Origin of the sequence: Curtobacterium sp. 260 (assembly GCF_030803485.1) — a bacterium.
Lineage (GTDB): Bacteria > Actinomycetota > Actinomycetes > Actinomycetales > Microbacteriaceae > Curtobacterium.
The window spans coordinates 163,561-177,038 of record NZ_JAURUY010000004.1; the positions used below are offsets into that span (position 1 = coordinate 163,561).

The window sequence follows — 13,478 nt, forward strand, 5'->3', positions numbered from 1 at the left end:
GGCATGTCCTGCTCGGTCGGCTCGGTGCCCTCCGAACGGCTGGCCTTCCGGTGCTCCGGGGTCGTGGTCCCGCGTTGCTCCGGTCGCTCCGACGCTCGGCGGTCCCGGTCCTGCGGTCTCCCGGTCGCTCCGGCGCTCGGCGGTCCCGGTCCTGCGGTCTCCCGGTCCTGCGGTCTTCCAGTCGCAGGACATGCCGCACCGAGCGAACATGAGCGGCAGGTCGTGCGACGAGAGCGGTAGCGAGCGGTGGGTCCTGCGACGAAAGTGGGCGAACCGGCGAACCGGCGCACCGGCGAACAGCCCGACGGGCAGTGGGCCGTGTGCGGAGCACCGACACCACGGTCGGCGCAGAGCGAGTGCCGCCTGCCGCTACCGCGCTGTGCGCCGCAGCCGCCGACGACGCAGCCGGTTGATGCGCATCGCCCAGGTCGGCCCCTCGTAGAGGAACGCCGTGTAGCCCTGCACGAGCGTGGCGCCCGCGTCGATGCGGTCCTGCACGTCCTGCTCGCTCGTGACTCCCCCGACGGCGACGACGCAGAAGTCCTGCGGCACCGCGGCGCGGACCCGACGCAGCACCTCGAGCGACCGGGCGGCGATCGGGGCACCCGACAGGCCGCCGGCACCCATGGCCTCGACCTCGGCGTCCGGCGTGGTCAGCCCGGTGCGGGCGATCGTCGTGTTGTTGGCGATGATGCCGGCGAGTCCGAGGTCCACCGCGAGCCCGGCGATCGCGTCGATCTGCTCGTCGGTCAGGTCCGGGGCGATCTTCACGAGCACCGGGGTCCGCCCCGCAGCGTCGCGGACGGCCGTCAGCAGGGGTCGGAGCTGGTCGGCCTCCTGCAGCCCGCGGAGACCGGGCGTGTTCGGCGAGCTGACGTTGACCGCGAGGTAGTCCGCGAACGGGGCGAGCAGCCGGGTCGACTCGAGGTAGTCGTCGACCGCGTCCTCGACCGCGACGACCCGGCTCTTGCCGATGTTGACACCGATGACCGGGCGACCCGGGTGCCGTCGTGCCCGTTCGAGCCGCCGTGCAGCCCTGGCGGCACCGTGGTTGTTGAACCCCATCCGGTTGACGAGCGCCCTGTCGCGGATGAGCCGGAAGAGCCGGGGCTTGTCGTTGCCGGGCTGCGCCTTCGCGGTGATCGTGCCGACCTCGACGTGCCCGAACCCGAGCAGCCCGAGTCCGGCGATGCCCTTGGCGTCCTTGTCGAACCCGGCCGCGAGACCGAAGCGCGAGGGGAAGTGGATCCCCATCGTCGTGATCCCGTCGGCAGCTGCTGGCCTGGCGTAGCGCTCCACCGTGCCGTTCAGGAACGGCACCCGCGGCAGTGCGCGGATCACGGCGAACGCGACGTGGTGTGCGCGCTCCGGGTCCATGTTGGCGAACACCGTCCGGAAGACGACCGCGTACCCGTTCCGGACGAGGCGCTCCGCGACCCCGCTCACGCGCTGCTGCCCGAGCCGGCACCGCCGGACGCTGCGGCCCCGGCTGCGTGATGGTCGCGGCGCAGCTGTGCGATCGCGTCCTCGAAGTCCTCGAGCGTGTCGAAGGCCTGGTAGACGCTCGCGAACCGCAGGAACGCCACCTCGTCGAGCTCGCGCAGCGGCGGCAGGATGGCGAGACCGATGTCGTTCGCGTCGATCTGGCTGGACCCCGACGAGCGCACGGTCTCCTCGACGCGCTGTGCGAGCACGGCCAGGTCACCGTCGGTCACCGGGCGTCCCTGGCACGCCTTGCGCACACCGGAGACGATCTTGTCGCGGCTGAACGGCTCGGTCACGCCGTTGCGCTTCACGACGTTCAACGACGCGGTCTCCGTCGTCGAGAACCGGCGCCCGCAGTTCGGGCACTGGCGTCGGCGACGGATCGAGGTGCCGTCGTCGCTCGTGCGGGAGTCGACGACGCGGGAGTCCGGGTGGCGGCAGAAGGGGCAGAACATGTCGTGTCCCAGGCTATCGGCTCGACGACGCCCACAGGGCGCGGTGACGACCCTGTGGACGATCGGCGGCGCTCAGGACCGCCCGGTGCGTTCCGTCACCGCGGCACCGTGACCGGGCAGCTGTTCCTCGGTCGCGAGCGCCACGATGTGCGGCGCGACCTCGGCCAGCGCGGCGGGCGTGTAGCGGATGACCTGCTGCGGTCGGAGGAACGTCGAGGCCGACAGTCCGGACCCGAACCGTGCCTGTCCGCCGGTCGGCAGCACGTGGTTCGACCCGGCGAGGTAGTCGCCGAGGCTCACCGGGGTGCTCGGCCCGACGAAGACGGCTCCGGCAGCGTCGATGTCCGCCAGCACGGCGTCGTCGTCCGCCGTCTGGATCTCCAGGTGCTCGGGCCCGTACGCGTTGCTGACGGTCGCCGCGTCGGCCAGCGAGTCGACGAGCACGATCGCGGACTGCGGGCCGTCGAGTGCGGTCTGGAGGCGCGCAGCCGTCCCCAGCGCCGCCACCCGTTCCGGGATCGCGGCCTCGACCGCGTCGGCGAACGCGGCCGAGGTGGTCACCAGGACGCTGCCGGCCTGCTCGTCGTGCTCGGCCTGGCTCACCAGGTCGGCGGCGACGTAGCCGGGGTCCGCGGTGTCGTCGGCGATGACGAGGATCTCGGTCGCGCCGGCCTCGGAGTCGATGCCCACGACCCCGCGCACCAGGCGCTTGGCCGCTGCGACGAAGTTGTTGCCCGGACCGGTGACCAGGTCGACCGGCTCGAGGCCGATCTCGGCGACGCCGTACGCCAGCGCACCGACCGCACCGGCCCCGCCCATCGCGTAGACCTCGTCGATGCCGAGCAGTCCGGCCGCGGCGAGGATCGTCGGGTGCACGCGCCCGCCGTGGTCGCGCTGCGGCGGCGAGACGAGGGCGATCGACCCGACGCCCGCGACCTGCGCGGGGACCACGTTCATCACGACGCTCGAGGGGTAGACGGCCTTGCCGCCCGGCACGTAGAGCCCGACGCGACGCATCGGCTGCCAGCGCTGGTGGACCTCGGCGCCGTCGGCCAGGCGCGTGACCGACGCAGCCGGGACCTGGGCAGCGCTCGCAGCACGGACGCGGCGGATGGCCTCGTCCAGGGCCTCGCGCAGCTCCGGCGTCAGGCCGGTGACGGCCGCGGCGATCTCGGCGGCGGGGACCCGGACGTGCTCGGGGGCTCCTCCGTCGAACCGCTCCGCCTGCTCGCGGAGCGCGGCTGCCCCGTCCTGCCGGACCGCGTCCACGAGGGCGCGGGCGGCGTCGACGGCGTGCGAGACGTCACCGACGGCGCGGGGCATCAGGCGGAGGAGGTCGGCACGGGCGGGCAGTCCGCCGCGGAGGTCGATTCGCTGCATCATCAGGCGTCAAGCGTACCGGCGGCACCCGACAGGAGCGCCGTCGCGAGGGGGCGGTGCCGCTCGGCGTGGTCGTCGTCCCACGCCCCGAGCACGTGCAGGACGAGGACGCGGAACGCCAGCGCCCGGACGAGCAGCTGTGGCCAGTCGGACACCGCGGCGAGCTGCCCGAGCGCCGGCAGCCGCTCGACGGGGACCCCGTGCCAGCAGACCGCGTCGACGACGGCGATCGCAGAGGAGTACCCGGCCGGGCGCCACGAGGGTGCCCAGTCGAAGACGGCCGGTGGCTCCCCCGCGGCGAAGAGCACGTTGCCGAGCAGATCACGGTGCACGACCTGCGACGGCGCTCGGACCGGCCGGAACGCCGCTGCGAGCCGGTCGAGCAGCGGCCCCGACGGCCGCGGCGCCCCGCCCCAGACCATCCGGTCCGCCCGACTCCACGGGTCGTCGACGAGGTCGAGGAACGCCGGGCGGGGCAGGTGGGCGACCGCTCGGTGGAAGGCATCGCCGGCGGCGAGGACCTCGTCGACGCGGCTCGGTTCGGTCGCGCCCGGCAGCCACTCCCATGCCTCCCACCCGTCGACGAGCCAGGACCCGTCGGCCGACGCCACGGGACGCGGCGCGCGGAAGCGGTCGGCGTGCGCGAGGCGGGCCAGCGTGGCGGACCGCCACCGAGCCTCCCGGGCGTCCCCGTGCGGCCGCAGGACGATCCCGCCCGCGCGCCACGTCGTGCCCTGCCCGCCGGGCAGCAGCAGCGGGCGCCGCTCCCCCGCTCCGAACGCCCGGAGCACCACGGCCGACGGCCGCGGTGCTCCGGGAACGATCACGTCGACCGCCTCAGACCAGGCAGCGCGGCCCGAGCAGGCTCTTCAGCTCGCCGAACAGGTCGGGTGTCAGGCTGACCGGGAACGGCAGCTCGAAGGTCCGCGCGACGTCGTCCTTGAGCAGCTTGAGGCGGACCTCGGTCTCCCCCTGGTGCCGGCCGAGCACCGCGGCCAGCTCGGTCACCGTCGAGGTCGTCGCCCGGCGTTCCGGCAGGGACAGGGTCAACGGGCCGGACCCCATCGCGTCGCCGACGTTCGGCTGGAACATGCTCACGGCGTGCAGCGCCTTGCCGTCGTCACGCACGTTGACCCGGCCGCGCAGGACGACGATCGAGTCCGCCACCAGGGACGGACCGAACTCCTGGTACGTCTTGCCGAGGAACATGACGCCGATCTCGCCGCCGAAGTCCTCGATCTGGACGATGCCGTACGGGTTGCCGCTCGACTTCGCGACCCGGTGCTGCACGCTCGTCAGGAGCCCGGCGACCGTGACCGTCTCGCCCTCGATGCCGTCGTCGGCGGCGATGAGGTCGGCGATGGTGATCGACTGGTGCTTCGCGAGCTCGATCTCGAGACCGGCGAGCGGGTGGTCCGACACGTACAGCCCGAGCATGTCCCGCTCGAAGGCGAGCTTGTCACGCTTCGCCCACTCCGGGCGGTCCGGTACCTGGGACACCGGCGCTGCAGCGGGGGTCTCCTCGGCCACCTCGGCGAAGAGCGAGTCGAAGTCGAAGCCGATGTTGCCGTTGGCCTCGTCGCGCTTGACCTTCACCGCGCCCTCGACCGCGCCCTCGTGGATCTCGACGAGCGCACGCCTGGTGTCACCGAACTCGTCGAAGGCACCCGCCTTGATGAGCGACTCGACCGTCCGCTTGTTGGCCGACGAGATCGGGATCTTCCGGAGGAAGTCGTGGAACGACTCGAACGCGCCCTTCTCGGTGCGCGCCTTCACGATGTCGTCGACCACGTTGAAGCCGACGTTGCGGATGGCGCCCATGCCGAAGCGGATGTCGTCACCGACGGCGGCGAAGAAGCCGATCGACTCGTTGACGTCCGGCGGCATCACCCGGATGCCCATGCGGCGGCACTCGTTCAGGTACAGCGCGAGCTTGTCGCGGGCGTCGCCGACGCTGGTCAGCAGCGCCGCCATGTACTCCGCCGGGTAGTGCGCCTTGAGGTAGGCGGTCCAGAACGACACCACGCCGTACGCCGCCGAGTGCGCCTTGTTGAACGCGTAGTCGGAGAACGGCAGCAGGATGTCCCACAGCGTCTTGATCGCCGCGGCCGAGTAGCCGTTGTCCTGCATGCCCTTCTCGAAGCCGGCGTACTGCTTGTCCAGCTCGGACTTCTTCTTCTTGCCCATCGCGCGGCGGAGGATGTCCGCCTGTCCGAGCGAGAAGCCCGCGACCTTCTGCGCGATGGCCATGACCTGCTCCTGGTAGATGATCAGGCCGTAGGTCGTGCCGATGATGTCCTGCAGGGGCTCCTCGAGCTCCGGGTGGATCGGCGTGATCGGTTGCTCGCCGTTCTTGCGGAGCGCGTAGTTCGTGTGCGAGTTCGCACCCATGGGGCCCGGGCGGTACAAGGCGATGAGCGCGGAGATGTCCTCGAAGTTGTCCGGCTTCATGAGCCGGAGCAGACCGCGCATCGGGCCGCCGTCGAGCTGGAAGACGCCGAGGGTGTCGCCGCGCTGCAGGAGCTGGTAGGCGGCGTCGTCCTCGAGGCCCATGGTCTCGAGGTCGAGCTCGATCCCTCGGTTCGTCTTGATGTTGTCGAGGGCGTCGCTGATGATCGTCAGGTTCCGGAGGCCCAGGAAGTCCATCTTGATCAGGCCGAGCGACTCCGCTGCCGGGTAGTCGAACTGCGTGACGATCTGGCCGTCCTGCTCGCGCTTCATCACCGGGATGATGTCGATGAGCGGTTCGCTCGACATGATCACACCGGCGGCGTGCACGCCCCACTGCCGCTTCAGGCCCTCGAGACCGAGCGCCGTGTCGAAGACGGTCTTCGCCTCGGGATCGGTCTCGACGACCGTCCGGACGTCGACCGCTTCCTTGTACCGCGGGTGGTCCTTGTCGAAGATCCCGGTGAGCGGGATGTCCTTGCCCATCACGGGCGGCGGCATCGCCTTGGTGAGCTTCTCGCCCATGCCGAACGGGAAGCCGAGGACCCGCGATGAGTCCTTGAGCGCCTGCTTCGCCTTGATCGTGCCGTAGGTGACGATCTGCGCGACGCGCTCGGACCCGTACTTCTCGGTGACGTACTTGATCGCCTCACCGCGGCGCCGGTCGTCGAAGTCGACGTCGAAGTCGGGCATGGAGACGCGGTCCGGGTTGAGGAAGCGTTCGAAGATCAGGCCGTGCCGGATCGGGTCGAGGTCGGTGATGCGCATCGCGTACGCCACCATCGAGCCGGCACCGGAGCCACGGCCCGGACCGACGCGGATGCCGTTGTTCTTCGACCAGTTGATGAAGTCCGCGACCACCAGGAAGTAGCCCGGGAAGCCCATCTGGTTGATGATCCCGACCTCGTAGTCGGCACGGTCCTGGACTTCCTTCGAGATGCCGCCCGGGTACCGGTACTGCAGCCCCTTCGCGACCTCCTTCTCGAACCAGGAGTGCTCGGTCTCACCCTCGGGCACCGGGAACTTCGGCATGTAGTTCGCGGCGGTGTCGAACTCGACGTTGCACCGCTCGGCGATGAGGAGGGTGTTGTCGCAGGCCTCGGGGTGGTCGCGGAAGACGTGGCGCATCTGCTGCGGCGTCTTGAGGTAGAACTCGTCGGCGTCGAACTTGAAGCGGTTCGGGTCGTTGAGCGTCGACCCGGACTGCACGCAGAGCAACGCTGCGTGCGACTTCGCGTCGTGGGAGTGCGTGTAGTGCAGGTCGTTCGTGCCGACCAGCGGGATGCCGAGGTCCTTCGAGATGCGGACGACGTCCTCGATGACCCGGCGTTCGATCTCGAGGCCGTGGTCCATGATCTCGGCGAAGTAGTTGTCCTTGCCGAAGATGTCGCGGTAGTCCGCCGCCGCCTTGAGCGCCTCGTCGTACTGCCCGAGGCGCAGGCGCGTCTGGATCTCGCCCGAGGGGCAGCCCGTCGTCGCGATGATCCCATCGTGGTACTGGTCGAGGAGCTCGATGTCCATGCGGGGCTTGAAGTAGTACCCCTCGATCGATGCCCGGCTCGACAGGCGGAACAGGTTGTGCATGCCCGTCGTGTTCTCGGCGAACATCGTCATGTGGGTGTACGCACCCGAACCGGACACGTCGTCACCGCCGCCGTCACCCCAGCGGATGCGGGTCTTGTCCGACCGGTGGGTCCGCGGCGTGATGTACGCCTCGGTGCCGATGATCGGCTTGACGCCACCGGCCTTCGCGGCCTTCCAGAACTCGAACGCGCCGAACATGTTGCCGTGGTCGGTGACCGCGACGGCCGGCATGCCCTGCGCGGCGGTCTCGGCGACCAGGTCGCTCAGCCGGGCGGCACCGTCGAGCATCGAGTACTCGCTGTGCACGTGCAGGTGGACGAAGGAGTCGGAATCCGACACGGGACCTCCGGTTACGACGGGGACTGCTGCGGGGCGGGACAACTCTAACCGCCGGCACCGACGTCCCCCGCGTGTCCGGCGTGCCCGCCGACCGGCGTCCGGCGGCGCCGCATCGCGAGCGGGCGGGACACGCCGCGCGTGTTCCGCCGCTCGGGCGGAACACGTCGGGCGAGGGCACCGAGCGCGACAGATCTGGCCCGCTCGGCAGCCGACGCGGGACGCCACCCGATGGCGGACGGGAGGCACGCGGCGGGCCCGCCACGCGCCTCCAGTCCCGACGTACGCCGCTCCAGGCCCGAACGAGCGGGCAGGACACGCCGCGCGTGTTCCGCCGAGCGGGCGGAACACGTCGGGCGAGGGCACCGAGCGTGACAGATCTGGCCCGCTCGGCGCGCCGCCGCCGGCCTACGCCGAGGCGGCGCGGATGCGGTCGAGCGCCTGCTGCAGGTCGTCCGGGTACTCGGCCCGGAACTCCACCCACGCGCCCGTCCGCGGGTGCTCGAACCCGAGCCGCACCGCGTCGAGCCACTGCCGCGTCAACCCGAGCTCGGACGCCAGCACCGGATCGGCGCCGTACATCGTGTCGCCGACGAGCGGGTGCTTCGTCGCCGCCATGTGCACGCGGATCTGGTGCGTCCGCCCGGTCTCCAGGTGCACCTCGAGCAGGCTCGCCGACCGGAAGGCCTCGAGCGTCTCGTAGTGCGTCACGCTCGGCTTGCCGTCGGCCGTGACCGCGAACTTCCAGTCGCTCGACGGGTGCCGTCCGATGGGTGCGTCGATGGTCCCCGAGGTCGGGTCCGGGTGCCCCTGCGCCAGCGCGTGGTAGACCTTCTCGACGGTGCGCTCCTTGAACGCCCGCTTGAGGTGCGTGTACGCGAGCTCCGTCTTCGCGACGACCATCAGGCCCGAGGTCCCGACGTCGAGCCGGTGCACGATCCCCGCCCGCTCGGCGGCGCCGGAGGTCGCGATGGTGAAGCCGGCCGCGGCGAGCCCACCGGGCACCGTCGGCCCGTCCCACCCGGGCGACGGGTGCGCGGCGACGCCGATCGGCTTGTCGACGACGACGATGTCCTCGTCGTCGTGCACGATCCGCATGCCCGGGACCTCGACCGGCACGATGCGCGGGGGCTCCTTCGGGGACCACTCGACCTCGAGCCAGGAGTCGGCGTGCAGCCGGTCGGACTTGCCGACCTCGACGCCGTCCACACGGACGCCGCCGGCCGCGACGACCTCGGCCGCGAAGGATCGCGAGAACCCGAGGAGCTTCGCGATGGCCGCGTCGACCCGCTCACCGGCGAGGCCGTCGGGCACGGGCAGGGAACGCTGCTCGCTCACGTCGCGTCGTGCCCGAGGACGTCACGACCGTCGCGCGGCGCGCGCGGGTCGGGCTCCGCCACCACCGGACGGGAGGCGCGGGACGGCTCCGCCCCGTCGGCGACCGAGGAGCGGGCCGCCGCGTCCGCAGCGCGCTGCTGCTTCGCCGAGAGGGCACGGGTGCCGTCGAGGTTCACGCCGACGATGACGAGCAGGACGAAGACGACCATGCTCACGCAGATGAACGAGTCGGCGATGTTGTAGATCGCCGGCATCATCCACGGCGTCGAGATGAAGTCCACCACGTGACCGCGTCCGAAGCCCGGTTCGCGGAAGAGCCGGTCGAGCAGGTTGCCGAGCGCCCCGCCGAGGAGCATGCCGAGCACGATCGCCCACCACATGGACCGGATGCGACGGGCGAACACGATGATGCCGACGACGACCGCGGTCGACACGATCGAGAACACCCAGGTCATGTTGACCGCGAAGGAGAACGCGGCGCCGGGGTTCCGGACGTAGAGCAGCTGGAGCGCGTCACCGAGGACGGGGACCACCTGTCCGTAGGGCAGGTGCGCGACGACGAGCGCCTTGACGCCCTGGTCGAGCGCCACCACGACGACAGCGGCGAAGGCCAGTGCCGCGATCGCGCGGACACTGACCTTCGCCGTTGGTGCTGGTCGGACCAACGTCAGTTGCCGAAGCCCTGCGCCGATGCCGGCGCGGGCGTGAGGCCGGACTCCTGCGAGCCGGACCCGTCGAGCTCGGCGAGCTGACCCTGGATGTAGCTCTTGAGCTGCGCACGGTAGTCGCGCTCGAACGTGCGGAGCTCGTCGATCTTGCCCTCGAGCTGACGCTGCTCGCCCTCGAGCACGGCAACGCGCTGGCGGTTGGTGTTCTCGGTGTCGGCGATGATCTGGCGCTGCTTGGCCTCGGCCTCGGAGACCAGGCGAGCTGCCTGTGCGGTGCCCTCGGCGATGAGCGCGTCGCGCTTCTCGATGCCCTCGCGGACGTGCTCCTCGTGCAGACGACGAGCGAGCGTGAGGAGGTTCGTGGTGCCCTCGGTGTCCTCGTCGGCCGGGACGGTCGACGGCGCCGGAGCGGCGGCGGCGACCGGCGCGGGCTCCGGAGCAGCGGCGACGGGGGCCGGCTCGGGCTCGGGGGACGACTCGGGCTGCTGCTCGACGGACTGCTCGGCGGCGGCCGGCTTCGGCGCCGACTCGGCGGCCTGCAGGCGCTGGCGGAGCTCGTCGTTCTCGGCCGTCAGGCGGCGGAGCTCGACGACGACCTCGTCCAGGAAGTCGTCGACCTCGTCCTGGTCGTAGCCCTCGCGGAACTTCGTCGGCTGGAACCGCTTGTTGACTACGTCTTCCGGCGTCAAAGCCATTGCCGTCACCTCAATAGAACTGCTGAACGTGTGGAACCACTTGCGTCGCGACCGAACCTACCAGCCACCACGAGCGGTGCGGATGCCCGCCGGAGCGGACATCGATCCCGACCACCGTACACCGCGGCCGGAGGGGAACCGCGACGTTCGCCGCGGCGTGGCGCGTGTCGCGGTGGGCGCGGGCTCAGAACCCGCGTGCGAGACCGCCGACGATCACCCGGAGGATGATCACGACGAGCATGACGATCGTCCAGCCGAAGTCGAGCGCGACCGGCCCGAGCCGCAGGGGCGGGAGCAGCCGTCGGACGAACCGGATCGGCGGGTCGGTCAGGGTGTAGACGACGTCGGCGAGGACCAGCAGGGCGCCGCGTGGACGCCATCCGCGGCTGTACGCCTGCACGATGTCGAACGCGAACCGGCCCCACATCACGAAGAAGTAGAGCAGGAGGGCGAAGGAGAGGATCCCGAAGACCAGTGACACGATGGGGCTCGCTCGGCTCGGGTGCGTCCGCCGTCACGGCGACCGCACGGGGCGGGGTGAACCGGGGTACGGCTCAGGACTGGGCGAAGAAGGACGCCTCGATGTCGGACTCTACCTCAGCAGGCTCACCGCTCACCGCGACGTGGGCCGGCGACAGCAGGAAGACCTTGTTCGTCACGCGCTCGATCTTGCCGTACAGGCCGAGCGACAGGCCCGACGCGAAGTCGATCATGCGGCGGGCGTCGGACTCGGTCATCTGCGAGAGGTTGATGATGACGGGGATGCCGTCGCGGAAGCTCTCGGCGATGGACTGGGCGTCCTTGTACTCGCGCGGGTGGACGGTGAGGATCTCGTTCATTTCCTGGACCGGGGTCGCCTTCTGTGCGGTCGTGTGCGAGCGGCGGAGCGGGGTGACCTGGGCGCCGCGCTGGTGGGTGTGCGTCTTGGGCTCGGCGGGGACCGCTGCGGGAGCTGCTGCCGCCGGGGCAGCGGCGGCGGGCGCAGCGACGGCCGGAGCCTGCGCGGCCGGAGCTGCAGCGGGAGCCGCGGCAGGGGCGGCGGCCTGGCGCGTCGGCGCGGCCTGCTGCTGCTGCTCGTCCTCGTACAGTTCCTCGTCGGCGAGGCCGAGGTAGACCATCGTCTTCTTGAGCGGGTTCGCCATGGTTCCTCCGGAGGTCGGTGCTCGTGGGTGCCCTGCAACGAGGCTAGGGCGCGGCCGGCCGGTTTCCCGTGATTGCGGTCCCGATCCGCAGGTGTGTCGCGCCCTCCGCGATCGCCTCGGCGTGGTCCCCGCTCATGCCGGCCGAGATGTCGGTCGCGTCGGGGGCGATCGCCGCGACCCGGTCGGAGACGTCGCGGAGCCGCGCGAAGGCCCGTCGGGGCTCCTCGTCGAGGGGCGCGACCGCCATCACGCCGCGGAGTCGGATCGTGCCGGTGCGCAGGACCCGTTCGACCATCGCCTCGACCGCGTCGGGCTGGACGCCACCACGATCGGGGTCGTCGGTCAGGTTGACCTGCACGAAACCGTCGACCACCCGGGGATCCGGCTCGGTCTCGGTCGGCGCGAAGGCATCGACGACGGAGTCGCGGTCGAGCGACTGCACGACGTCGGCGTAGCGGCGCACCTGCCGCGCCTTCTTCGACTGCAGCTGACCGACGAAGTGCCACGTCAGGTCGAGGTCGGCCAGCTCGGCGGCCTTGGCCTGCGCCTCCTGGTGCCGGTTCTCCCCCACGTCGGTGACCCCGAGTGCGGCGAGCTCGCGGACCAGCGACGCCGGGTGGTACTTCGTCACGACGACGAGCGTGAGGTCGTCGGCCGAGCGCCCGGCGGACCGGGCGGCGTCGGCGACGGACGCGCGGACGGACGCGAGACGCGCCTCCAGTCCGTCGCGGTCGACGGTCTGGAGGCGCGCATCACCTGCCATGGATCGGCTTACTTCAGGAAGTCGGGGACGTCGAGCTCGTCGTCGTCGTCGAACGCCGGGTCGGCGGCACGACGCACGGGCGCCTCGTGCTCCTGCGTCGACCAGGACGGCGCGCTGGTCGCGGTGTCCTCGATCGCGCCGGTACCGGCCGACGACGCCGCGGACGACGCGCCGGAGTCCGCCTCGACCCAGCTGGAGCGACGCTCCTTCTGCTGCGCGCCCGGCTCGCCGCCGTCGAAGCCCGCGGCGATGACGGTCACGCGGACCTCGTCGCCGAGGGTGTCGTCGATGACGGCACCGAAGATGATGTTCGCCTCGGGGTGGACGGCCTCCTGCACCAGGCGGGCGGCGTCGTTGATCTCGAAGATGCCGAGGTTCGACCCACCCTGGATCGACAGGAGCACACCGTGCGCGCCGTCGATCGAGGCCTCGAGCAGCGGCGACGCGACGGCGAGCTCGGCCGCCTTGATCGCACGGTCCGCCCCGCGGGACGAGCCGATGCCCATGAGGGCCGAACCGGCACCCTGCATGACGCTCTTGACGTCCGCGAAGTCGAGGTTGATGAGACCGGGGGTGGTGATGAGGTCGGTGATGCCCTGCACACCGGCGAGCAGCACCTGGTCGGCGGTCGCGAAGGCCTCGACCATCGAGATGCCACGGTCGCTGATCTCGAGCAGGCGGTCGTTCGGCACGACGATGAGCGTGTCGACCTCGTCCTTGAGTCCGGCGACGCCGTTCTCGGCCTGGGACTGCCGACGCTTGCCCTCGAAGCTGAACGGCTTCGTGACGACGCCGATGGTGAGCGCACCGATCGACTTCGCGATCCGTGCGACGACGGGCGCACCGCCGGTGCCGGTGCCGCCGCCCTCACCCGCGGTGACGAAGACCATGTCGGCACCCGCGAGGGCCTCCTCGATCTCCTCGGCGTGGTCCTCGGCGGCACGACGGCCGACCTCGGGGTCCGCGCCGGCGCCGAGGCCCCGGGTGATCTCACGACCGACGTCGAGCTTGACGTCGGCGTCGCTGAGCAGCAGCGCCTGCGCGTCGGTGTTGATCGCGATGAACTCGACCCCACGGAGGCCCAGCTCGATCATGCGGTTCACGGCGTTCACGCCGCCGCCGCCGACACCGACGACCTTGATGACGGCGAGGTAGTTGTGGTTCGTGGTCACGTCAGTCGGGCC

General features: G+C 71.2%; 12 protein-coding genes. All 12 read right to left on the reverse strand.

Going from position 1 to position 13,478, the window contains the following annotated elements; genetic code table 11:
• Positions 1-369: 369 nt before the first annotated feature.
• The 12 genes from J2X59_RS07165 to ftsZ all read right to left on the reverse strand — a co-directional run bounded on the left by J2X59_RS07165 (position 370) and on the right by ftsZ (position 13,466).
• Positions 370-1,377, reverse strand: coding sequence for a quinone-dependent dihydroorotate dehydrogenase (locus tag J2X59_RS07165; RefSeq protein ID WP_442781416.1), 1,008 nt, complete (start codon positions 1,375-1,377; stop codon positions 370-372).
• A gap of 65 nt (positions 1,378-1,442) precedes the next feature.
• A complete protein-coding gene (nrdR, locus tag J2X59_RS07170; protein ID WP_066653777.1) occupies positions 1,443-1,940 on the reverse strand; it encodes a transcriptional regulator NrdR in 498 nt (165 codons plus the stop codon).
• A gap of 72 nt (positions 1,941-2,012) precedes the next feature.
• Positions 2,013-3,323, reverse strand: coding sequence for a histidinol dehydrogenase (hisD, locus tag J2X59_RS07175; RefSeq protein WP_326496191.1), 1,311 nt, complete (start codon positions 3,321-3,323; stop codon positions 2,013-2,015).
• Positions 3,323-4,147, reverse strand: a complete 825-nt coding sequence (locus J2X59_RS07180; protein WP_326496192.1) for a hypothetical protein — start codon at positions 4,145-4,147, stop codon at positions 3,323-3,325. Before J2X59_RS07180 ends, hisD begins: the two co-directional genes overlap by 1 nt.
• A 10-nt stretch (positions 4,148-4,157) precedes the next feature.
• Positions 4,158-7,640: a DNA polymerase III subunit alpha gene (dnaE, locus tag J2X59_RS07185; protein WP_442781417.1), complete on the reverse strand. Its 3,483-nt coding sequence runs from the start codon at positions 7,638-7,640 to the stop codon at positions 4,158-4,160.
• A 456-nt stretch (positions 7,641-8,096) separates the two neighbouring features.
• Complete coding sequence (locus tag J2X59_RS07190) at positions 8,097-9,026, reverse strand: RluA family pseudouridine synthase (protein ID WP_326496194.1); 930 nt, start codon at positions 9,024-9,026, stop codon at positions 8,097-8,099.
• On the reverse strand, positions 9,023-9,691 hold the full coding sequence (gene lspA / locus J2X59_RS07195; protein WP_326496195.1) for a signal peptidase II: 669 nt from the start codon (positions 9,689-9,691) through the stop codon (positions 9,023-9,025). Before lspA ends, J2X59_RS07190 begins: the two co-directional genes overlap by 4 nt.
• 2 nt (positions 9,692-9,693) lie before the next feature.
• Positions 9,694-10,389: a DivIVA domain-containing protein gene (locus J2X59_RS07200; protein ID WP_326496196.1), complete on the reverse strand. Its 696-nt coding sequence runs from the start codon at positions 10,387-10,389 to the stop codon at positions 9,694-9,696.
• A gap of 184 nt (positions 10,390-10,573) precedes the next feature.
• The gene (locus J2X59_RS07205; RefSeq protein WP_326496197.1) at positions 10,574-10,870 is read right to left on the reverse strand and encodes a YggT family protein; all 297 of its coding nucleotides are present in this window, start codon (positions 10,868-10,870) and stop codon (positions 10,574-10,576) included.
• Between the two features lie 73 nt (positions 10,871-10,943).
• The gene (locus tag J2X59_RS07210) at positions 10,944-11,531 is read right to left on the reverse strand and encodes a cell division protein SepF (protein WP_326496198.1); all 588 of its coding nucleotides are present in this window, start codon (positions 11,529-11,531) and stop codon (positions 10,944-10,946) included.
• 43 nt (positions 11,532-11,574) lie between these two features.
• Positions 11,575-12,294 (reverse strand): YggS family pyridoxal phosphate-dependent enzyme, encoded by a 720-nt coding sequence (locus tag J2X59_RS07215; RefSeq protein ID WP_326496199.1) that lies wholly within the window; start codon positions 12,292-12,294, stop codon positions 11,575-11,577.
• 8 nt (positions 12,295-12,302) lie between these two features.
• Positions 12,303-13,466: a cell division protein FtsZ gene (gene ftsZ / locus J2X59_RS07220; protein ID WP_326496200.1), complete on the reverse strand. Its 1,164-nt coding sequence runs from the start codon at positions 13,464-13,466 to the stop codon at positions 12,303-12,305.
• Positions 13,467-13,478: the final 12 nt, after the last annotated feature.